Annotated in this window: 14 protein-coding genes; 8 read left to right on the top strand and 6 right to left on the bottom strand. The window is 47.0% G+C overall.

What is annotated here, in order from left to right; genetic code table 11:
- Positions 1 to 16: 16 nt before the first annotated feature.
- The 5 genes from mnmE to rpmH form a co-directional block, all read right to left on the bottom strand.
- Positions 17 to 1393, bottom strand: a complete 1377-nt coding sequence (gene mnmE, locus M3650_RS21100; protein ID WP_251577513.1) for a tRNA uridine-5-carboxymethylaminomethyl(34) synthesis GTPase MnmE — start codon at positions 1391 to 1393, stop codon at positions 17 to 19.
- 258 nt (positions 1394 to 1651) lie between these two features.
- Positions 1652 to 2431: an RNA-binding cell elongation regulator Jag/EloR gene (gene jag / locus M3650_RS21105; protein WP_019423242.1), complete on the bottom strand. Its 780-nt coding sequence runs from the start codon at positions 2429 to 2431 to the stop codon at positions 1652 to 1654.
- A complete protein-coding gene (locus M3650_RS21110) occupies positions 2428 to 3216 on the bottom strand; it encodes a YidC/Oxa1 family membrane protein insertase (RefSeq protein WP_019423241.1) in 789 nt (262 codons plus the stop codon). The genes jag and M3650_RS21110 overlap by 4 nt, the downstream gene beginning before the upstream one ends.
- Positions 3217 to 3306: 90 nt before the next feature.
- Positions 3307 to 3645, bottom strand: a complete 339-nt coding sequence (rnpA, locus tag M3650_RS21115) for a ribonuclease P protein component (protein ID WP_026011241.1) — start codon at positions 3643 to 3645, stop codon at positions 3307 to 3309.
- A 214-nt stretch (positions 3646 to 3859) separates the two neighbouring features.
- Positions 3860 to 3994, bottom strand: a complete 135-nt coding sequence (gene rpmH, locus M3650_RS21120) for a 50S ribosomal protein L34 (protein ID WP_019423239.1) — start codon at positions 3992 to 3994, stop codon at positions 3860 to 3862.
- 898 nt (positions 3995 to 4892) lie between these two features.
- Between rpmH and dnaA the strand changes: the two genes are divergently transcribed.
- From dnaA to gyrB, 6 genes are all read left to right on the top strand, one after another.
- Positions 4893 to 6248 carry a chromosomal replication initiator protein DnaA gene (dnaA, locus tag M3650_RS21125; protein ID WP_251577532.1) on the top strand — a complete coding sequence of 452 codons (1356 nt, stop codon included), beginning with the start codon at positions 4893 to 4895 and terminating at the stop codon, positions 6246 to 6248.
- 183 nt (positions 6249 to 6431) lie between these two features.
- Positions 6432 to 7574 (top strand): DNA polymerase III subunit beta, encoded by a 1143-nt coding sequence (gene dnaN / locus M3650_RS21130; protein ID WP_019423237.1) that lies wholly within the window; start codon positions 6432 to 6434, stop codon positions 7572 to 7574.
- A gap of 84 nt (positions 7575 to 7658) precedes the next feature.
- Positions 7659 to 7883 carry a S4 domain-containing protein YaaA gene (gene yaaA, locus M3650_RS21135; protein WP_019423236.1) on the top strand — a complete coding sequence of 75 codons (225 nt, stop codon included), beginning with the start codon at positions 7659 to 7661 and terminating at the stop codon, positions 7881 to 7883.
- 3 nt (positions 7884 to 7886) lie between these two features.
- Positions 7887 to 8999, top strand: a complete 1113-nt coding sequence (recF, locus tag M3650_RS21140) for a DNA replication/repair protein RecF (RefSeq protein ID WP_251577515.1) — start codon at positions 7887 to 7889, stop codon at positions 8997 to 8999.
- Positions 9000 to 9011: 12 nt separating this feature from the next.
- Entirely contained in the window at positions 9012 to 9269 is a 258-nt protein-coding gene (gene remB / locus M3650_RS21145; protein WP_019423234.1) for an extracellular matrix regulator RemB, read from the top strand.
- Positions 9270 to 9302: 33 nt separating this feature from the next.
- A complete protein-coding gene (gene gyrB / locus M3650_RS21150) occupies positions 9303 to 11213 on the top strand; it encodes a DNA topoisomerase (ATP-hydrolyzing) subunit B (protein WP_251577517.1) in 1911 nt (636 codons plus the stop codon).
- Positions 11214 to 11332: 119 nt separating this feature from the next.
- Here the strand turns inward: gyrB and M3650_RS21155 are convergent, their stop codons facing one another.
- Positions 11333 to 12082, bottom strand: a complete 750-nt coding sequence (locus M3650_RS21155; RefSeq protein ID WP_251577518.1) for a YheC/YheD family protein — start codon at positions 12080 to 12082, stop codon at positions 11333 to 11335.
- 492 nt (positions 12083 to 12574) lie between these two features.
- Between M3650_RS21155 and gyrA the strand changes: the two genes are divergently transcribed.
- Together gyrA and M3650_RS21165 are read left to right on the top strand one after the other, a co-directional pair.
- The gene (gyrA, locus tag M3650_RS21160; protein WP_251577520.1) at positions 12575 to 15103 is read left to right on the top strand and encodes a DNA gyrase subunit A; all 2529 of its coding nucleotides are present in this window, start codon (positions 12575 to 12577) and stop codon (positions 15101 to 15103) included.
- A 132-nt stretch (positions 15104 to 15235) separates the two neighbouring features.
- Complete coding sequence (locus M3650_RS21165) at positions 15236 to 16330, top strand: HD-GYP domain-containing protein (protein ID WP_311295111.1); 1095 nt, start codon at positions 15236 to 15238, stop codon at positions 16328 to 16330.
- Positions 16331 to 16795 lie beyond the last annotated feature (465 nt).

The following is a 16795-nucleotide window of genomic DNA, read 5'->3' on the forward strand; positions in this document are numbered from 1 at the left end:
TGAACTCGCACTAAAATTATTTGCCTAGACAGAATTGGGAGAAGATCTGATCAATTAACGAATCCCCTACGGCATCGCCAATAATTTCTCCAAGCAGCTCCCACGCAGTGCGTACATCAATTTGAATCATATCGATAGGAATGCCTTGTTCAGAGGCCCCAACCGCATCATGAAGCGACTGCAGCGTCTTTTTCAACAGAGAGATGTGTCGAACGTTGCTGACATACGTCATGTCGTTTGACTCGATGCTGCCACTGAAAAAGAGAGCGGAGATCGACTTCTCCAGGGAGTCCATCCCCTCTTGCTCTTTGACAGACATCGTTACGATACTGCCCTCTCCAAACACGGCTTTCAATTCATCTTCCTCTAACCGTTTAGGCAGATCCATTTTATTCACAATTACAATCACTTGTCTACCCACAATTTGCTGCATCCACTCCCGTTCATCCGGATGAAGAGGTTCATTGTGGTTCACGACGAACAGAACAAGGTCGGCTTCCTGCAGCGCGCTTCTAGACCGCTCCACCCCGAGGCGTTCGACAATGTCTGAAGTTTCGCGAATGCCTGCCGTATCGAGTAGACGAAGCGGAATTCCATTTATCGTCACGAATTCCTCGATAACGTCGCGGGTCGTGCCAGGAATATCCGTCACAATCGCTTTATTATCTTGAGCGAGGGCGTTCAGCAGCGATGATTTTCCCACATTCGGTCTCCCGATGATGGCGGTCACGATGCCCTCCCTTAATATTTTCCCTTCTGAGGCCGTCTTTAACAACTTTTCAATTTCCGATATTACTTGTCCACACCGCTCTTGAATGAAAAGGCTCGTCAATTCCTCCACATCATGCTCCGGATAATCGATATTGACCTCTATGTGGGCAAGCGTCTCGATTAAAATATGCCGCAGCTGTTTGATGCGTGTGGACAACTGTCCCTCCGCTTGCTTCATCGCTACGGAGAAGGCGCGGTCCGACTTGGAGCGAATCAAATCCATGACTGCTTCAGCTTGGGACAGGTCAATACGCCCGTTCAGGAATGCGCGCTTCGTAAATTCCCCTGGCTCCGCAACGCGAATTTGCTGTTGCAGAAGCAGGTCCATCACCTTGCGCACCGAGATAACGCCGCCATGCGCATTAATCTCCACCACATCCTCGGCCGTGAACGAACGTGGCCCTTTCATGACGGTCACCAGCACCTCTTCCACTTTTTCACCGTTATCAGGGTCAACGATGTGACCGTAGTGAATCGTGTGGCTGTCCGCCTCCGTCAGCTTCGTCTTCGAGCGAAAAATGCGCTCCACCTCGGTAAGCGCCCCTTCCCCGCTTACACGTATAATGGAAATGCCACCTTCGCCAAGCGGAGTTGACACCGCCGCAATCGTTTCATACATCATGCTATGATACCCTCCTTACATGAGCCATCCATGTTCTATATATCAAGTTATAACCCGTTTATCTGCCTTTCAGCAGATTATTTTTCACCTTTTCTTTCTCTTAAGGAATGTTTGGTTTCGCTTTATCGATTTACAGAACTTAACCATTTCTTTATTGGTTAAAAAAATGCAATGATTACTCCTGAATCAGGCGCAACCATTGCATCTTGAGTCTGTCTTTACGCATTTATAAATATGGATTCATAATGGCAATCGTGTTTATTTCAACGTAATGACGACGCGGCGGTTAGGATCTTCGCCTTTGCTAAAGGTCTTCACCTTCTGGTGATCCTGCAGCTTCGCATGAATGATCTTGCGTTCCTGCGGTGTCATTGGTTCCAATACAACCTCTTGCCGTGTGCGAATCACTTTGCTCGCCAGACGGTCGGCAAGCGATTCAAGCGTCTTCTTCCGGCGCTCGCGAAATTGCTCTGCATCAAGGATAATACGGAGATGATGCTTGGAATAACGGTTGGCAACCAGGTTCGTTAAATATTGCAACGAATCCAAGGTTTGACCCCGGCGCCCAATAATAAGCCCCAAATCCGAGCCGCATATATCCAAAGTAACGGTATCTTTGCGTTTATGTACCGTAACTTCTACTTCAAGCCCCATCGAGCGCGCCACATCGGTAATGAACTGTTTCGCTTCCTCAATCGGGTCTTTCCCGTCGATAGAGGAATCCGAAGATACATTGAATGTGCCCTCTTCTCTTGACGACAAGCTAGCTGCGCTCTCTTCCACCTTTACTGCCGCGACATGAACCGGCTTAGCAAACGATGTCGATTCTGACTTTGGTTCAGGGTGCGGCGATGCTGAAGCATCCGCACGGAGCGTGAGTTCCACTTTCGCAGGACGCACTCCGATAAGACCGAACAGTCCGCGCGATGGCTTGACCAACACGCGAACCGCTACTCGATCTGCCGTAACGTTCCATTGTTCCAATCCGTTTTGTACTGCATCTTCGATCGTTTTTCCTGATACAATCAGCGTCTTCATTTCGCCGGTTGAACCTCCTTATCTTTGGAACGATAAAGGAAATAGTTCTGTACAATGGTAAACGTGTTGCTAAATACCCAGTACAATGGGAGCGCAGCTGGAAAGTTGAGCGACATGACAAAAATCAGTACAGGGAAAATCAGCATCATGAACTGCATCGATGACTGCATCGGATTTTGGCTAGCCATCATCTTCGACTGCACGAACGTCGTCAGAGCAGCAATAATCGGGAGCACATAATATGGGTCAGGTTGTCCCAACTTCAGCCATAAAAATGTATGCTCGCGAATTGCCGAGTTCATATAGATAGAGTTATACAATGCGATAAACACCGGCATTTGAATAAATACCGGTAAACAACCGGCAAGCGGATTGACATTGTGCTGCTGGAACAGCTTCATCGTCTCTTCCTGCTGCTTTTGCGGATTGTCTTTATGCTTCTTCTTTATTTCAGCGAGCTGAGGCTGCAGCTTCTGCATTTCCTTCGAGCTGCGCATTTGTTTAATCGTAAGCGGTAAAATACAAGCACGCACGATAACGGTCAGGAGCAGGATAGCAAACCCGTATTCTCCTTGAAACCACCCTGCAAACGTATCCAACGCCAACGAAAAATAATAGACCACATTACGCTCCCAGAAGTTTCCCTGCAGCAAGTCTTCAGTCTTCAGCGTAGTAGTCGATGACGTACATCCAGTCAGTACAACTAGTAACAGAACAGATACCGCCACTAAGAGCCATTTGCGGTTCGAAAACAACTTCTTCAGCGACAATAACGACAATAGCATAACCCCTCTCTTCAACCATCCGATTCCAAAGTAAATATATCATATTTCCAGCGTCAAAGGAAACGGTTCGATCACGTACCGCCACACCATTTATTTCAGTACGGAAGCTTTGCGGAGCACATGATGAACACTTTTGGACAGCTGCTCATAATTCATCGTCGTCGCCCCTTTGCGCACGATAAAAATCAAATCGACATGATCAACCACGCGGTCGGATTGAAGTCTGACAATTTCTTTAATCATTCGGCGCATGCGGTTGCGCATGACGGCATTGCCAATCTTTTTGCTCGCCGACACCCCAACGCGAAATCTGTCCACTTGAGGGCGGTTAAAAACATAAAGAACCAGCTGGTGATTCGCGAATGAGCGACCGTAGCGGTATACCCGGGTAAAATCTGCGCGGTCCCTAAGCCGATACTTTTTCTGCACGTCCATTCTCCTATCTTTCCTCTGACAAGCAATCACCTGTATGTACCACCGCAATGATGCCGACAAAATACATTAACAAAGTATGCGCTTCTGTCAAAAGGAATAAACGTTACCCTTATTTCCTTAAAGTAAGTGTTCAAAAGGAGCCTCTTGAACAACCTCTTTAGTAAAATAAGAAAAAAAGACCACCGCAGTGGTCTTGCATTCACGCCTATTATGCGCTCAATTCTTTTCTGCCTTTTTGGCGACGAGCAGCTAACACCTTGCGGCCGTTTTTCGTGCTCATTCTTTTACGGAAACCGTGAACTTTCTTGCGTTTGCTCACGTTTGGTTTAAATGTCGGTTTCAACGTACTGCACCTCCTCAAATGATATATGTCATGGTGAACCAATCCATTTTTTCATTATATCTCTTTTCGGTCTGATTGCGCAAAATTCCTTTATATAGTTAATCAGAATCCCGATGAAAAGTCAATATTTATCCATCATCTGGTGGTGTCTTTCCACTTGCTCATTTTTGCATCACTCTTTTATGTTCCATCGGATTCATAAGCATCGTCTTCCTATCCACAGTCCGAGTCTATTCATTTCTCCGTTTTTAGTTACACACATGTGCAAAACATTTTGAAAATCGACAATTTACCATTCTATCTTGTGTATAACAATTCGAACGATCTTGTCCACAGCTGTCGAAAGACAACATGTTATGAACAATATGTAGTGGTGTATATAATTTTTATACACAAGTTATTGAATTTGTGGATAAAAAACGGGCTGTCGTTGAAAAATAAGGGCTCATCTGCTATGATTATATTGCTTTTCGGTTGTGAATAGTGATTGTGGATATATAATTATCAACAACCTGTGGATAAAGTTGTGAACAATTCAGTTTTTGTTGTTATAAATTGTCCGACACACTCTGCGTATTGTGGATAAATAATAGCACGAAACGGTATACTTCGACATTTTTTATGTCCGTTTCACGTAAGCGATGAAGCGGAATATTGTCATGTCATGTCAGCATAGACCCCGACAAAACGCCCTTATAAAGAGGGCTTTCTGCGCCTTGGAGAGCCTTCTTTGCGTCTTGTCGGGGCAATTGTCCTTTTTTGATGAATACTCATCGAATTCTATTCATCGCTTAGAAACACACGTCCATTTTACAAGGGCTGAGCCGTACGTAAGGCGTTTAACGCCGGTAAGCGCGTCATGTGACGACGCAGCAGGTTTGAAGGAGTGAAGCAATCTGTGGAGCGCCAAGCGAATGAACATTGGCAGGAAATATTGTCCGTCATCCAGACCAAGCTAAGCAAGCCAAGCTTCGATACTTGGTTTAAGGCCACAAAATCGGTCAAGTTTACGGACACGCAACTACTCATCACCGCGCCGACCACTTTTGCGGTCGAATGGCTGGAAAGCCGCTATACGAAGCTGGTTAGCTCGACGATCATGGAAATGACGGGCAAACAAGTGGACGTCAAGTTCATAATCGAAGAAGCGGCCCAAGCAGAGCCGGAAATCGTGCAGCCACAGACTCCGCTAATTAGCAAAGCGGTCCATGATGAACAGGCTCCGAACATGCTTAATCCGAAATATACGTTCGACACGTTCGTTATCGGATCGAACAACCGCTTTGCGCATGCCGCCTCGCTAGCCGTTGCGGAAGCACCAGCCAAAGCGTACAACCCTTTATTTTTATACGGAGGCGTCGGGCTGGGCAAGACTCACTTGATGCATGCGATCGGACATTATATTTTAGAGCATAACCCGGCGTGCCGCGTCGTTTATACGACTTCAGAGAAGTTCATGAACGAATTCATTAACGCAATCCGCGATAATCGCGGGGAGAGCTTCCGTAACAAGTACCGCAACATCGACATCTTGCTTATTGACGACATTCAGTTTTTGGCGGGGAAGGAACAGACGCAAGAAGAGTTCTTCCATACGTTCAATGCGCTGCACAACGAAAATAAACAAATCGTCATTTCAAGCGATCGTCCGCCGAAGGAAATCGAGACGCTTGAGGAACGGCTGCGCTCCCGCTTTGAATGGGGACTCATTACTGATATACAGCCGCCCGATTTGGAAACAAGGATCGCCATCTTGCGCAAGAAGGCGAAAGCAGAGAATTTGGACATCCCGAACGAAGCGATGGGCTATATCGCCAATCAAATCAATACGAATATCCGTGAGTTGGAAGGGGCGTTAACGCGGGTTGTTGCCTTTTCGACGATGACGAATCAAGATATAACGACTCATCTGGCAGCCGAAGCTTTGAAGGACATCATTCCATCGAGCCGGCCGAAAATGATTACGATACAAGATATACAGCACAAGGTGGGCGAGTTCTACGGCATGAAGCTGGAGGATTTCAAAGCGCGCAAGCGGACGAAGGCCGTTGCGTTCCCACGTCAAATTGCTATGTACTTATCTCGCGAGCTGACCGATTATTCGCTGCCTAAGATAGGAGAAGCGTTCGGAGGGCGTGACCATACAACAGTCATCCACGCTCATGATAAGATTACCCAAAATATTCAGCAAGATCAGGAGTTATATAAAGTGATTCAAAGTCTAATCGATAAAATTAAAAACCCGACCTTGTGAACAATATAAAAAGCCTATGCACAAACTATACACATGTGGATAGGCTTTACTTTATGCCCTTTTGAGACACTTATCCACATATTCAGGGCCCCTACTATTACTACTATATTTTAAAAGATTATATAGATCATCATAAAGAGCAGCATGACAAGATTCAACGCTAAAGCGTTAAGGAGTGAGCACATGAAACTGTCGATATTGAAAAATGAACTGAATGAGGCGATACAAAACGTATCCAAGGCGATTTCCAGCCGGACTACAATTCCCATTTTGAGCGGGATTAAAATGGACGTTACGTTTCAAGGCGTAACGCTTACTGCAAGCGATACCGACATTTCCATCCAAAGCTTTATTCCGGTGGAAGATGATCGTCAAACGATCGTCCAAGTCGAACGTCCAGGCAGTGTTGTTTTGCCGGCTAAATTCTTTGTTGAGATCATCAAAAAGTTACCTTCCCAGGATGTGGAAATCGAAGTAAAAGACCATTTCCAAACTTTTCTGCGTTCGGGAACGACAGATATTCAAATGGTCGGTCTTGATCCAGAAGAATTTCCGGTTTTGCCAAGCATTGAAGAGAATCAAGTCATTACCGTAAATGGTGATTTGTTGAAGACAATGATTAAGCAGACCGTATTTGCAATTTCATCTAACGAAACCACTCCGATATTAACCGGGGTGCTGTGGTATTTGAACGAAGGGAATTTGAAGTTCGTAGCAACGGACCGTCACCGTCTGGCCAGCCGCGTGGCAGATATTCAGGTGGATCCGGAGCTGAGATTTAACAATGTCGTCATTTCCGGCAAAACGCTCAATGAGCTGAGCAAAATCATCCCTGATCAAAATAAGATGGTCGATATTGTTGTCGCCGACAATCAAGTACTATTCAAAATTGATCGTGTCTTATTCTATTCACGTATTTTGGACGGGACGTATCCTGATACTTCTAAGATTATTCCGCAGCAATACAAAACAGAACTCGTCTTGGACACGAAAAAATTGACAGATGCGATCGACCGTGCTTATTTGCTTTCTCGTGAAGAAAAGACAAATATTGTGCGCCTGCAGACGAAAGAGGACGGAACGATTGAAATTTCATCCAGCTCGTCCGAGCTAGGCCGCGTTCAGGAGCAGCTTGAAGTGAAAGAGTTCAACGGGGAACCGCTGCGTATTGCGTTTAACTCTAAATATATGCTGGATGTGTTAAAAGTTGTTGAATGTGAACATATTTTCATCGGATTTACGGGAGCCATGAGTCCGATTATTATTAAACCAACCGAGCATGTGAACAGCTTGCACCTGATTTTGCCATATCGTACGACGAACTGATCGTGCACGGCAGTTTACATGTGATGCGCCTTACGGTACAGTCAGAGTATACGCAAGGCGGTACGGCAACAAGGAGGAAGCGACATGAACGACATTAAGGTTTCAACGGAATATATTACGCTTGGTCAATTTCTGAAGCTAGCGAACTGTGCGTCGACGGGAGGCCATGCCAAGGTGATGTTGGCGGAAGCTATGGTCAAAGTGAATAGCGAAGACGAAGCGCGGCGAGGACGCAAGCTGTATGCTGGAGATGTCGTCAGCGTGGAAGGATGCGGAACGTTCCGCATCGTGCCCGCTCAGGGGGAGTAGCGGGTGTTCGTTAAAAGCGTTGCATTGAAGCAGTATCGCAATTATGAGGCTCTTGAAATGGACACGAGCAACCGGGTCAATATTTTTATCGGGAACAATGCCCAAGGCAAGACGAACTTGCTGGAATCAATCTTTGTACTCGCCTTGACCAAGTCCCATCGGACATCGAAGGACAAGGAACTTATTGGCTGGGAAGCGGAGCAAGCTCAGCTTAAAGCTGTAGTAGATCGGAAATATGGTACCGTACAGCTGGAGCTTAATATTTCCCGTCAAGGCAAAAAGGCGAAGCTGAACGGGCTTGAACAGAAAAAATTAAGCGGGTTTATTGGTGCATTGAATGTCGTCATGTTCGCTCCAGAAGATTTAGAAATTGTTAAGGGCGCTCCCGGCATACGCCGCCGGTTTTTGGACATGGAAATCGCTCAGGTGCAGCCAAGCTATCTGTATCATTTGCAGCAGTATCAGAAGGTGCTTGTGCAGCGCAACAATCTGTTGAAGCAGATGTGGAGCAGTCCGAGCTCACAGGCAAACACCATGCTGGAAATCTTCAACGAGCAGTTGGCGGATAACGGTGTTAAAGTTGTCAAGAAGAGGAAACAATATTTAAAGAAGCTGCAAACGTGGGCAGAACAGATTCATGCGGGAATTACGAACGAACGTGAAGCGCTCACGGTAGAATATGCGCCTTCGTTTACAGTGTCTGACGAAGATGACGCTGTCTTATTTGAGCAATTTATGATAAAGTTAACACAAATGAAAGACCAGGAGGTGCGGCGCGGCATGACACTTGTCGGGCCGCACCGGGACGATCTAGCCTTTTTTATTAACGGCAAAGAAGTGCAAACGTACGGATCTCAGGGGCAGCAGCGGACGACGGCATTGTCGTTGAAGCTTGCTGAAATTGAGCTCATGCATGAAGAAATAGGGGAATATCCCGTACTGTTGCTCGATGATGTATTGTCCGAGCTGGATTCGTTTCGGCAAACGCAGCTGATTGAAACCTTTCAGAGTAAAGTACAGACGTTCATCACGACAACGGGCATTGAAGGCATTAACACAAGCAAGCTGCAAGATGCAAATATGTTCCACGTGGAAAACGGGCAAGTTAAGCGTTAAGGGGTGAGCGGGATGTATATTCATTTGGGCGGAGAGAGGGTTATTCGGTCCTCAGAACTGGTCGCTATTTTTGATGTGTCGATAGAAAAATCATCCAAGCTATCCAAACAGTTCGTGGCAAACGCGCACAAGGTGAGAAATGTGGAGACAATAGGCGAGGAAGCTGCGAAATCCATCGTCGTGACGAAGGGAAAAGTATTTTACTCTCCGATATCATCGACGACATTGAAGAAACGTGCGCATCATTTAGTGCGAGTGGAAGAAGCATAGGCGGAACTGAAATTTATGAAGTAGGTGAAGGGCATGTCTTTGAATCAGAATACTTATGATGAGAGCCAGATTCAGGTATTGGAAGGCTTGGAAGCCGTACGCAAACGGCCAGGGATGTATATCGGTTCAACCAGTGCCAAAGGGCTTCATCATTTGGTATGGGAAGTGGTCGACAATAGTATTGATGAGGCGTTGGCCGGTTACTGTACGAAGATTCAAGTGATCATCCATGAAGATAACAGCATCACGGTCATTGACAACGGACGCGGGATTCCAGTAGGGGTACAAGAGAAATTGAAGCGTCCTGCGGTAGAGGTCGTTATGACTGTCTTGCACGCAGGAGGAAAATTCGGCGGAGACGGCTACAAAGTATCCGGCGGCCTGCATGGCGTCGGGGTATCGGTCGTCAACGCATTGTCAGAAGTGCTGTTGGTTACCGTAAAGCGGGACGGCTATATCCACCAACAGGAATATCGCCGCGGTGCGCCGCAGGCAGACTTGGAAATTATCGGTGAGACGACGGATACGGGAACGACCGTTAAGTTCAAACCGGATCGGGAAGTGTTTACGGAAACGACCGAATACGAATACGATATTCTTCTTTCCCGGATTCGCGAGCTTGCCTTCTTGAATAAAGGCATCGAAATGGTCCTTAGTGACGAACGGACTGGACAATCGCAAACGTTTAGATACGAAGGCGGAATCATGGAATTCGTCGATTATTTGAACCGTAACCGTGAAAAAATGCACGAGCCTCCGATTTACGTAGAGGGCGCAAAAGATAACATTACGTGCGAAATCGCACTTCAGTATAACGATAGCTATACCGAGAACATTTATTCATTTGCCAACAATATCCATACGCATGAAGGTGGTACGCACGAATCCGGATTCAAAAGCGCGCTTACTCGAATCATTAACGATTATGCTCGCAAGACGAACTTGGTGAAGGATAGCACCTCCAACTTGAGCGGCGATGACGTGCGGGAAGGATTGACCGCCATCATTTCGGTCAAAATTCCAGAACCGCAATTTGAAGGACAGACGAAAACAAAGCTCGGCAATAGTGAAGTACGCGGCATCGTAGAGTCCGTCTTCTCTGAGAAATTTATGGAGTTCTTGAATGAGAATCCAGCGGTTTCACGCAAAGTAGTGGAAAAAGGCTTGCAAGCCTCCCGTGCTCGCGAAGCGGCACGTCGTGCCCGCGAATTGACGCGCCGGAAGAGTGCGCTCGAGGTTAGCTCTTTGCCAGGGAAACTGGCGGACTGCTCCTCCAAGGATGCTGCACAATGTGAGCTCTTTATCGTCGAAGGTGACTCCGCGGGGGGCTCGGCGAAGCAAGGGCGAGATCGTCATTTCCAAGCGATTTTGCCACTGAAGGGTAAAATTTTGAACGTCGAAAAGTCCCGGCTGGATAGAATACTATCCAATGCAGAAATTCGAGCGATTATTACCGCTTTAGGTACGAGCATTGGGGAAGACTTCGACTTGTCGAAGGCACGCTATCACAAAATCATTATTATGACGGATGCTGATGTGGACGGCGCCCATATTCGAACGCTGATGTTGACATTCTTCTATCGTTACATGCGCAAACTCATCGAAGCTGGTTTCGTGTATATTGCGCAGCCGCCGCTCTATAAGATTGAGCGCAACAAGGTTGTGCGTTATGCCGATAGCGATAAGCAGAAGGATGAGATTATCGCGGAATTTGGCGAAGGCGTGAAAGTCAACGTGCAGCGGTACAAAGGTCTCGGGGAAATGAACGCGGAGCAATTGTGGGAGACGACGATGGATCCGGAAAGCCGTAAAATGCTTCAAGTCACATTCGATGACGCCAAAATGGCGGATGAAGTATTCGATACGCTCATGGGGGACAATGTCGAACCGCGCCGCGATTTCATTCAGCGTCACGCGAAGTTTGTTAAGAACTTAGATATTTAACGCGAGCCAACGTGCCTTGCCTAATTGTTCGGAGTATTTCAATGCCCCAGTTCTAAGGACTGGGGCATTGGTGTATGAATATCTTTCCGGGGCTACCTTGAGGGATTGCGGCTTGAAGGTTACTTCTGGCCAAAGCGTCCATACGCTTTGGCATTGCGGCAAATTCGCCGATAAGCACGCGGATCAAAGGTGCGGTACACATAGATAGCAGGGTTGGTGTTCACTTCAAGTATCCATGGATGCATGCTTTTGTCGAGCGCGATATCTATTCCCAGCTCTTTAAGTCCCTTATAGGTTCGGCTTAATTCCCGACCGGTAGATACACCTAATTGTTCGAGCTCACGACCTAATCTGCGGATGGAGGCATCATTCAGGCGGGAATGGAGCAGCTTGGACAGAGTCTCCATTTTACCGCCATTGCTCACATTGGTCACAATTTTATGAGCTGCCGCTTTCCGGCCCAAGATGGACATCGATTCCCATTTGTTGTCCAGGTTTTTTTGCACCAAGACGCGCAAATCAAATTTTCGACCCCGGTGGGTCATCATATGAATGCCTTTCTGTACCAAATACATTCGTTTGCCGATTCGTGTTTTGATTGCTGCATGCAAGCTATCTAAGGAATTGAAAGTCTGGGTTGAGACGCCTTCCCTCAGCTCAAAGGATGTGCCAGAGTGCTGTTTTACACGCATGACGCCATTCCCATGGGTTCCCTTGTCCGGCTTTACGTACACCATCTTATGGCGGGTTAACATTTCTCCCAAGCGGTCGTAATTGAAGATCGCTGTCTCCGGAATGTATCGCTTTAACGATGAGCTTTGCAGATTGCGGGTCTTTTTCCATTTGCTGAACACGCGACGAATGGACAAAATGCATCACCCTTTACGGAGTATAGTCGCTTACGTCTTCTTGCTGGAACAATTTGCTCCCTCAATTAGACGATTTATACCAATGTATGGCGTTATGGTTGAAGAGGAATAGAACAAAAACCTATTTTTTGTGGAAAATGTTCGGGTTTTGGGCGGTTTCATGGAACGTTTAATTGTATCTCTTTTGTGAAAGTAATATAATGAAAATAGCGTAGTTATGGAATTGATGAATATGATTTTATCCGTATGACTTGATGAATGCAGGAAGATTTCATTTGACTTCACATGAATCGTGTGGCTATTCATCGACTTAAAACGGTTATCCTCCAATTGAAGAGGCATGCCGTTTTTTTGGGAAAAATGATATTCATCCGTGGAAACGGTTCGTCCCCGATATTGGGGCTTGGGAGCCGTTTTCGCTTGCTGAGCAAATTTTTGCTTTTTGCCATACAATGTGGACGCTGTTAAAGACGAAATATGAGGAGGTCCAACATGGCGGAAGAAAAACAATCGCAAATCAGGGATCGTGACATCGGAACCGAGATGCGGGAATCTTTCTTGGATTACGCGATGAGCATCATCGTAAGCCGTGCGTTGCCGGATGTGCGGGATGGCTTGAAGCCGGTACATCGTCGTATTTTGTATGCGATGTCAGAACTCGGCATGTCGCCGGACAAGCCCCATAAGAAATCGGCCAGAATCGTCGGCGAAGTCATTGGTAAGTACCATCCGCATGGTGATTCGGCGGTATACGAGACGATGGTGCGCATGGCGCAGGACTTCTCGCTCCGCTACATGTTGATAGATGGACACGGTAACTTCGGTTCTATCGACGGCGACTTCGCCGCGGCCATGAGATATACGGAAGCGCGCCTCTCCAAGATAGCGATGGAGCTGCTGCGCGATATTAACAAAGATACGATTGACTATGCCCCGAACTATGATGGGGAAGAGCAGGAACCGGTCGTTCTGCCTGCGCGATTCCCGAACCTGCTTGTCAATGGGGTATCGGGAATTGCGGTCGGGATGGCGACCAATATTCCTCCGCATAATTTGACGGAAGTCATTAACGGATTGCAGGCGCTTATCCGCAATCCGGAATTGACGCCGCTGGATTTGATGGAATATATTAAGGGGCCGGATTTCCCAACGTCAGGATTAATTATCGGACGTGAAGGCATTCGACAAGCTTACACGACTGGACGCGGTTCAATCACGATGCGCGCCAGAGCGACTATCGAAGAGAACAATAACAAGGCTCGCATTGTTGTGCACGAGCTGCCTTATCAGGTCAATAAGGCGCGTCTTGTCGAAAAGATTGCAGAGTTGGTGCGCGAGAAGCGTATCGACGGCATTACGGATTTGCGGGACGAATCGGACCGCAATGGGATGCGCATTGTTATTGAACTGCGCCGCGATGTGAATCCGAGCGTTGTGTTGAACAATCTGTATAAGCATACTGCCATGCAGTCTAATTTCGGCTGCAACATGCTGGCGCTCGTCAACCAAGAGCCGCGCGTGTTGAATCTGCATGACATGCTCTATTATTACTTGGAGCACCAGATTGTAGTCATCCGGCGCCGTACCGAATACGAACTGAAGAAAGCAGAGGCGCGTGCCCATATTCTTGAAGGCTTGCGTATCGCGCTTGACCATATCGATGAGATTATCGCGCTCATTCGCGGCTCTCAAAATGACGAACAAGCGCGCGAAGGCTTAATATCGCGCTTCGGACTCAGCTTCGATCAGGCTCAGGCGATTTTGGACATGCGTCTGCGCCGCCTAACTGGATTGGAACGCGAGAAGATCGAAGCCGAATATCAAGAGCTTCTTCTCAAAATTGCAGAGTATCGCGAAATTTTGGCGAACGAGCAGCTCGTCCTGACCATCATTAATGACGAGTTGGAAGAAGTGAAGCAGAAGTATGGTGACGATCGCCGCACGGAAATTACGATTGGCGAAGATAGCATCCTGGATGAAGACCTCATTCCGAGAGAGGATGTCATCATCACTATTACCCATAGCGGATATATCAAGCGTCTTCCAGCAACGACGTATCGCAGCCAGAAGCGGGGCGGGCGCGGGGTTGTGGGAATGGACACGAAAGATAACGACTTCGTCGAGCATTTATTCGTATCCAACTCTCACCACTACCTGATGTTCTTTACGGACAAAGGGAAAGTGTACCGCATCAAAGCATATGAAATTCCGGACTTGAGCCGGACCGCTCGAGGTACGCCGATTATCAACCTGATTCAAATCGAACAGGGAGAATCGATCAACGCCGTCATTCCGGTAGAGACATTCGACGATGATAACTACTTGTTCTTTGCAACCCGTCAAGGGATCGTGAAGAAGACGCCGTTGAATGACTATGCTAATATTCGCAAGGGCGGCCTAATCGCCATTAACCTGCGCGAGGATGATGATCTTATCGGTGTCCGTCTTACCGATGGCGAACAGGAGATCATTATGGGAACGATGAATGGAATGTCCATTCGCTTCCCTGAGAGTGATGTCCGTTCGATGGGTCGTTCGGCGACCGGCGTCAAAGGTATTACGCTAGTAGAGAAAGATGCCGTCATCGGTATGGATGTCGTTACAATCGATAACGAAGTCTTGATCGTCACTTCCAAAGGGTACGGCAAACGGACGCCAATGGCCGATTATCGTATTCAAAGCCGCGGCGGTAAAGGGATTAAGACGATTAACGTCACAGATAAGAACGGTCCGGTCGTAGGCTTGAAGGTCGTTCAAGATGAAGAAGACTTGATGATTATTACCGCATCCGGAACGATTATCCGTACGAGCATGTCTGGAATTTCCCAGATGGGCCGGTATACACAAGGCGTTAAATTGATTAATATTCGTGACGATGATTCCGTGTCTACGGTAAGCCGTTGCGATAAAAATGAAGAAGACGATGCTTCTCTTGATGAGAACGGCGAGTTGATCGAGGAACATAACACTCAAGTCGACCAGCTTGCTGATTCAGACGAAGATGGGGCAAGCGAACAGTAAAACTATGTTAGGGGCGTACATCAATAGGATGCGCCCCTTCTTATTAAGCAATTCACCTCAAACAAAATCGCAGGAGTGTGCAATGTCCATATGGTATTAACCCCTGTTTCTCAATTAAAGCCAGGCGATAGCTTGGAAGATGACGTACATACGATGCTCGGCGGCATTTTAATGCAAAAGGGCAGGATGTTGAGCGTCCGGGATTTGGACGTGCTCGATGCATTCTTAATTAAGTCGGTTGTCATTGTTAGCACTTCTCATACGGCTCAAGCCGAGTTCTCTGCCACAGCTGAGGTTGATTTTCCTGCGGCGCGAATAAGCGAGCCTACGGTGGAAACACCAAAAAGGAAGGACCATGTTAACAGCGCAGAAAATATCGGCTTCGTCGAAGCATGGATGCAAATGGTGAACTTGTTAAAAAACGTTTACCATACTTTAGGTACATCCAAAATTCCCATTCTTGAGCTGCGTCAGCAGATGGAATGGCTGCTAGCCCGTAGCAAGCATTACTCTCCTCTAACTTTTCATCCGCAAATCAAAGCCCAGTTGCATGGAGATGTGACGGAGTATTTGTATCATAAATCGGTCGCTGTGGCGCTGACCTCATATTTGCTGGGCCAGTGGAGTTCGTTCCCAGCCCAAGAAGGTATGCAGATTGCATTGGCTGGTTTGCTGCACGATATTGGCAAGGCCAAGGTAGACGAAGATATATGGAATAAAAGAGATTCGCTCACCGACAGAGAGAGAGTCGAGATAAGACGCCATACCCATTATGGCTATGAGCTGCTGCGCAATGTTCCGGCTTTGAACGATGGGGTCAAGCTTGCCGCCTTGCAGCATCATGAGCGAATGGACGGAAGCGGGTACCCATTAGGTATAAAAGGAGAACAAATCCATCCTTATGCCAGAATCGTCGCCATTGCCGACATGTTCCACGCGATGACGCAGAATCGCGTTTACCAGAAGGCGTCATCTCCTTATGTTGTTTTAGAGCAGTTAAAAGAAGAGTCGTTCGGAAAGTTAAATCCCGAAATGGTGCGGATCTTTAATCATAAGGTGACACAGCTGCATCAAGGGTCGTTCGTGAAATTAAGCGATGGACGCGTGGGACGGATTGTATTTACAGAGCATGGACATCCTACACGCCCATGGGTTTCTGTTGACGGTCAGATTGTTCAGCTTGTGCAGGAACGTCATATTTGGATTGATGAAGTAATTGGACAATAGTATGTTTCCTTGAAAATAGCTCAGGTGCTCATGTGGTCTCACCTACACTGCGAGCATCCTTTTTCGAGGGTTGCTTCCGATGTAGTTTTCTTGCGAAAACTTTTACTCCTCGGTACTGAAAGGTGACCTTTTTGAACACGCTCGATAAGAGTCTATTTCCGACTGCTTGAATTAAGGTGATAGAGCTACTCTATCAGCAAGGGGATAGGCTTTTACATAATCTTTAAAGAAACTTTAAAAAAGTACTTGCGTTCGTTTGTAGGCTATGGTATATTATAAAAGTCGCCGATGAGAAACGCGGTGAACGAAGCGAAAGAGGCAATGAGCCGAAGCGCTGGAATGAAGATTGTTCTTTGAAAACTGAACAACGAGTGAAACGTTTGTGTAATAGAGGTTAACAACCTCGTCAGCAATACATGAGCAAGTCAAACTAACTTTAACGGAGAGTTTGATCCTGGCTCAGGA

This window comes from Paenibacillus sp. MER TA 81-3, from assembly GCF_023713585.1.
Taxonomy (GTDB): domain Bacteria; phylum Bacillota; class Bacilli; order Paenibacillales; family Paenibacillaceae; genus Paenibacillus_B; species Paenibacillus_B profundus.

Excerpts from the sequence above, each read along its gene's own strand:
- mnmE (WP_251577513.1), bottom strand. The coding sequence starts at position 1,393 with ATGATGTATGAAACGATTGCGGCGGTGTCAACTCCGCTTGGCGAAGGT.
- remB (WP_019423234.1), top strand. The coding sequence starts at position 9,012 with ATGTATATTCATTTGGGCGGAGAGAGGGTTATTCGGTCCTCAGAACTG.
- gyrB (WP_251577517.1), top strand. The coding sequence starts at position 9,303 with ATGTCTTTGAATCAGAATACTTATGATGAGAGCCAGATTCAGGTATTG.
- gyrA (WP_251577520.1), top strand. The coding sequence starts at position 12,575 with ATGGCGGAAGAAAAACAATCGCAAATCAGGGATCGTGACATCGGAACC.
- yaaA (WP_019423236.1), top strand. The coding sequence starts at position 7,659 with ATGAACGACATTAAGGTTTCAACGGAATATATTACGCTTGGTCAATTT.
- jag (WP_019423242.1), bottom strand. The coding sequence starts at position 2,431 with ATGAAGACGCTGATTGTATCAGGAAAAACGATCGAAGATGCAGTACAA.
- dnaN (WP_019423237.1), top strand. The coding sequence starts at position 6,432 with ATGAAACTGTCGATATTGAAAAATGAACTGAATGAGGCGATACAAAAC.
- M3650_RS21110 (WP_019423241.1), bottom strand. The coding sequence starts at position 3,216 with ATGCTATTGTCGTTATTGTCGCTGAAGAAGTTGTTTTCGAACCGCAAA.